This is a genomic window from Streptomyces sp. MCA2 (genome assembly GCF_023544705.1).
GTDB classification, from domain to species: Bacteria; Actinomycetota; Actinomycetes; order Streptomycetales; family Streptomycetaceae; genus Streptomyces; species Streptomyces decoyicus.
The window spans coordinates 1-3980 of record NZ_JAMJFM010000114.1; the positions used below are offsets into that span (position 1 = coordinate 1).

Sequence of the window (3980 nt, forward strand, 5' to 3'; positions counted from 1 at the left end):
AGTCGACCGTTCGGCTTTCGCTTTCCGGCCTTTCCGACTCTACCAGGCCCGATTTCGTTCCGTTGCCGGCCCGAATTCGTTTCCGATTCCCCGTCGGAGGGGGTGCCTTTTGGCTTTTCCGACTTTATCAGAAGGAGTTCGGCCGAATTAATCAGCCGGGGCTTCCGGTAAGTGGTCGGTTGCGCTTCGCCGAATTGATATTCCGGCCGAAGCGGAGAAGAGACTACCTGCCGCGGATGAACTTGTCCAGTTCGCCGCAACCGTTCGAATCTACCTCCCCCTGGTGCTCGTGTCAACGGGCTCCTGGGGCGAAGAGGAGATTAGCAGGTCAGCCGGGCCCGATGCACATCACGCGGCGGTGGGGACGGTGGCTTCGCGGTCGGTGAGGTCGACGTCGCCGATGGCTCCGGCACGTACGGCGCGGCCGCCCAGGACATAGACGTACAGGAGGAAGGCCAGTTCAGCGGCTATGCCGATGCCGATGCGGGCCCAGGTGGGCAGGCCGGAAGGGGTGACGAAGCCTTCGAGGACGCCGGATACGAAGAGCACCGCGGCGAGACCGATGGCGACTCCCAGGGCGGAGCGGCCTTCTTCGGCCAGGGCAGTCCGGCGGGTGCGGTGGCCCGGGTCGATGAGGGTCCAGCCCAGACGGAGGCCGATGCCGGCCGCGACGAAGACGGCGGTCAGTTCGAGGAGGCCGTGCGGAAGGATCAGGCCGAGGAAGGTGTCGAGGCGGCCGGCTGAGGACATCAGGCCGATGCCGACACCCAGGTTGAGCATGTTCTGGAAGAGGACCCACAGGACGGGGAGGCCGGCGAAGGCGCCGAGGACCAGGCACAGGGCTACGGCCTGCGCGTTGTTCGTCCATACCTGGGCCGCGAAGGATGCGGCGGGGTGGCTGGAGTAGTACGTCTCGTACTCCCCGCCGGGGCGGGTCATGTTGCGGAGGTCCTCCTGGGCGCCGATCGCCGCCTGGACCTCGGGGTGTGCGGCTATCCACCAGCCGATGAGGGCGGCGACCGCGGTCGAGAGGATCGCGGTGGGGATCCACCAGTGGCGCAGGCGGTAGACCGCTGCCGGGAAGGCCGTGGTGAAGAAGTGGGCGGCGTCGCGCCAGGAGGCCTTGCGGGCGCCGGTGACCGTGCTGCGGGCGCGGGCCACGAGGGAAGTGAGGCGGCTGGTCAGCGCGGGGTCCGGGGCGCTGGAGAGGAGGAGGGAGAGGTGTGTGGTGGTGCGTTGGTAGAGAGCGACGAGTTCGTCGGCCTCAGCACCCGTGAGGCGGCGTTTGCGGTGCAACAGGGTGTCGAGGCGGTCCCATTCGGCGCCATGGGCCGTGACGAAGACATCGAGGTCCATCGGGTGTCGCTCCTCGCAGCGCCGTGGATGGGGGCCGGATCAGCTTGGCAGACTGGCCGTGTCCGTCGTGGGGTGGGCGGGACTTCGGGGATCGAGAGGGAGTGGGGCGCGGCGTGAGTGAGCTCGTAACGGGTGAAGCGGTGGTGCTGGGGCTGCGGCCGGCCAGGCTGCCGAGCCGGGGACTGGCAGTGGCCGTGGATGTGGCGGTGGCCTGGGCGGTCTACCTCGGCGTATCGCTGCTGCTGTTGAGCGCGACGTCGTCGATGGACAGTGCGGCGGTGGCGGCCGTGTCGGTGGCGACGTTCGTCCTGGTGCAGGTCGGGATACCGATTGTCATCGAGACGCTGAGCCACGGCCGGTCGCTGGGGAAGCTGGTCTGCGGGCTGCGGGTCGTACGGGAGGACGGCGGGCCGATCCGGTTCCGGCATGCGTTGGTGCGCGGGGCGATGGGGGCCATCGAGATCGTCATGACGATGGGGGTGGTGGCGGCCATCGCCTCGTTGGTGTCGGCGCGGGGGCGTCGGATGGGGGATGTGTTCGCGGGGACGTTGGTCATACGGGAGCGGATGCCGGTGGCGGAGGCGGGAATGGCGCTGCCGCCTCCGCCACCGTGGCTGGTGGCCGAGCTCGGGGCGCTGGATCTGTCGCGGGTGCCCGATGGGTGGTGGCTGACGGTGCGGCAGTACCTGGCGCGGATGGGGCAGCTCGATCCGCAGGTCGGCGGGGCGATGGCGGGGCGGCTGGCGGAGGATCTGCGGGGGTTCACCGGGGCGCCCGCGCCTGCGGGCGTACATCCGGTGGCGTATCTGGCGGCGGTGGTCGGGGAACGGCAGGCACGGGAGTCGCAGCGGGCCTTCGGGGCGGCCGCGGTCGGGGCGTCGGGCTTTGCGGGTCGTGGGGGGCCTTGGGGTGGTGAACCGGTGGCGTCGGTTCAGCCTGTGGGGGTGGCGGGGGATGTCCCGGCGTCGGACACCGCGGGGGATGCGGTCGCGTCGGGGCCGGTGGGGGCTTGGGCGTCGCCCGGGGCCGGGAGCGAGGCTGTGGCCCGGGGCGGGCCGGCTCGTCATGACGGTGGCGGGGGTTTCGGGGCGCCGGTGCGGGAGCGTGCGGGCGATGAGGGGGGTGGCAAAGGAGGGCGGCCGCCTCGTACGGGGTTTGCGCCTCCGGTGTGAGCTGGGGGCGAAGGCGGCGCCGCGGATTCAGCCGCGGATTCAGGGGACCGTGTCGGGGGTGGCTGCGGCTGGCCGGTGGGTGGAGAGGGGACGGCTCGCGGCGCCGGGCCTCAACTCGCTGATGGTCGTCCGGCCGCCCCCTTCGGCAGTAGATCCGGGAGACCGTCCACAGCGCGGTGAACCGGCCGCGCGCACCGCGACGATATGGCGCCGCTGCTCCATCCGTCGGCCGAGGTCACGCTGTGCCTCCCGCGTTCGGTCGGCGGGGCGTACGTGCGGTGGGCGGTCCCGGGCGCGGTCCGTGGCGTGCTGCGAGTCGGCTCCTGGCGCGCTGTGAGGGGGCGAGCGGCGGGGCCGAGTCAGACCGGCTCAGGTGAGGCCGAGCCGGGCCGGGTCAGACCGGGTCAGGGGGCCGAGCCGGGCCGGGGCAGATCACCGGGCCGGGTCAGGCAGGGCAGGTCAGGGGAACGTCGACGGTGGGGACTCGAGGGATTCGAGTTCGATGCCGGGGGCGGAGAGGACCACGTCGCCGGCGATGTGGACGGTGTGCTGTTCGCCGGTTTCCAGGTCGTTGACCTGGTATTCGTAGGCGATGAGGGGGGCGTTGTCAGTGGCGTGTGGTGTGCTTTTCAGCAGGGCCCAGGACTGGTCGAGCGTGCGGGGGGCGAGGACGGGGGGTGTGAAGGCGACGAGGCGGGTGCGGACGGCGCCGGCGCCGAGGGCGGGGCGCAGGAGGCGGGCGGTGGCGATGAGAAAGGCGGGGGACGCGCCGGTGAAGGCGTGGGCGGGGACGTTGCCTTCGGTGGCGTGTTCACCGGTCGGGTCGGTGCGTACCCAGGTGACGCCCTCCAGGGCGGCGCCGCGGACCTGCCAGGCGGAGGCGTGGAGTTCGAGGCGGATGGGGCGGCCGAGCTCGTCGAGGGTGAGGTCGACGGAGCCGATGTGGTCGCCGGAGGGGTTGACGATCTGGGAGACGTAGCGCCAGCCGGAGGGGCCGGTGGCGCAGTGGAAGTGCTCTTCACCCAGGGGGGTGTGATCGTGCGGGTCGTGGAGGGAGTAGTGGCCGCGGGGCATGGGGGGTCAAGTCCTTCTGGCGGCGACGGGCCGGTGAGTCGGGGGTGGCGGGTCGGTGCGGGGTGCTTACGGACGGGCCAGGCCCCCGCCGTGTGTGGCGAGGGCCTGGGATCACCGGCTGCTGTGGAGAACACCAACGGCCGGCGGGGCCGACCGGTTGGTGATCGCCTGTTGGATCAGTAGCGGTAGTGGTCGGGCTTGTACGGGCCCTCGACCTCGACGCCGATGTAGGCGGCCTGCTCGGGGCGCAGCTCGGTGAGCTTGACGCCGAGGGAGTCGAGGTGGAGGCGGGCCACCTTCTCGTCGAGGTGCTTGGGCAGCACGTAGACGTCGGTGGGGTACTCGGCGGGCTTGGTGAACAGCTCGATCTGGGCCAGC

The 3980-nt window shown here is 71.3% G+C and carries 4 protein-coding genes; 1 reads left to right on the forward strand and 3 read right to left on the reverse strand.

Going from position 1 to position 3980, the window contains the following annotated elements:
* Window positions 1-348: 348 nt before the first annotated feature.
* Window positions 349-1356, reverse strand: a complete 1008-nt coding sequence (locus M8I34_RS41005) for a stage II sporulation protein M (RefSeq protein ID WP_250058149.1) — start codon at window positions 1354-1356, stop codon at window positions 349-351.
* Between the two features lie 113 nt (window positions 1357-1469).
* On the opposite strand from M8I34_RS41005, the gene M8I34_RS41010 reads away from it, so the two are divergent.
* A complete protein-coding gene (locus tag M8I34_RS41010; RefSeq protein WP_250058150.1) occupies window positions 1470-2528 on the forward strand; it encodes an RDD family protein in 1059 nt (352 codons plus the stop codon).
* Window positions 2529-2987: 459 nt separating this feature from the next.
* Here the strand turns inward: M8I34_RS41010 and M8I34_RS41015 are convergent, their stop codons facing one another.
* Entirely contained in the window at window positions 2988-3602 is a 615-nt protein-coding gene (locus M8I34_RS41015; protein WP_250058151.1) for a hypothetical protein, read from the reverse strand.
* 176 nt (window positions 3603-3778) lie between these two features.
* A partial coding sequence (locus M8I34_RS41020; protein WP_250058152.1) for an adenosylhomocysteinase occupies window positions 3779-3980 on the reverse strand: 202 nt, incomplete at its 5' end.

Coding starts and splice junctions, on each gene's coding strand:
- M8I34_RS41005 (WP_250058149.1), bottom strand. CDS start 1,356: ATGGACCTCGATGTCTTCGTCACGGCCCATGGCGCCGAATGGGACCGC.
- M8I34_RS41015 (WP_250058151.1), bottom strand. CDS start 3,602: ATGCCCCGCGGCCACTACTCCCTCCACGACCCGCACGATCACACCCCC.